1 protein-coding gene is annotated in these 622 nt (G+C 62.1%); it reads right to left on the bottom strand.

Annotated features, from left to right (window positions below; genetic code table 11):
• On the bottom strand, nt 1-517 hold a 517-nt coding region (locus QHC67_RS19025), incomplete at its 3' end, for an aldo/keto reductase (RefSeq protein ID WP_319296733.1).
• Between the last annotated feature and the right edge of the window lie 105 nt (nt 518-622).

Raw genomic sequence — 622 nt, 5'->3', positions numbered from 1 at the left:
AGAGAAGGTCGATGCGGTCGGTGCGCAGGCGCTTGAGCATACCCTCGACCGCCAGCTTGATGTGGTCCGGGCGGCTGATGAGGCCGGGCTTACGCTCGCCAGTCTCCAGATCGATGTTCCAGCCGAACTTCGAGGTGATCACGACCTTGTCGCGGAACGTCGCGATGGCTTCGCCGAGGATGCGCTCGCATTCATGCGGGCCATAGGCCTCGGCGGTGTCAAAAAACGTCACGCCGCGCTCATGGGCCGCGCGGATGATGTCGATCATCTCCGGCCGCGACGGAATGGTCGTCTGATAGGTGCGGTGCATGTTCTGCACGCCGAGGCCGACGCTCGACACCTCCAGCGTCCCGAGCTTCCGGCGACCGTCCAGTGTGGCTTCCATGGAGCCATTCACGCTGCCGGTCTGCGCCGATGCCTGTGAAGCGGTGGCAGCCAGAAGGGGTACGGCCGCAAGACCGCCCGCTGCGCCGAGAAAGCGGCGGCGGCCAATGGTCGGAATGCCTTCGTTCGTCATGTCTGCGTGTCCTTTCCAGCTTCCAAATTCGAATGATTTCGAATTTAGCGCCTGCCGCAGACCACGATTAGACGGTATAATGCGTATGAGCCTTTTAGCTGAGCT

Origin of the sequence: Sphingobium sp., assembly GCF_033795625.1 — a bacterium.
In the GTDB taxonomy this organism is placed as follows: domain Bacteria; phylum Pseudomonadota; class Alphaproteobacteria; order Sphingomonadales; family Sphingomonadaceae; genus Sphingobium.
The sequence above is the reverse complement of the archived record's forward strand: the minus strand, read 5'-3'. Positions and strand labels throughout refer to the sequence as shown.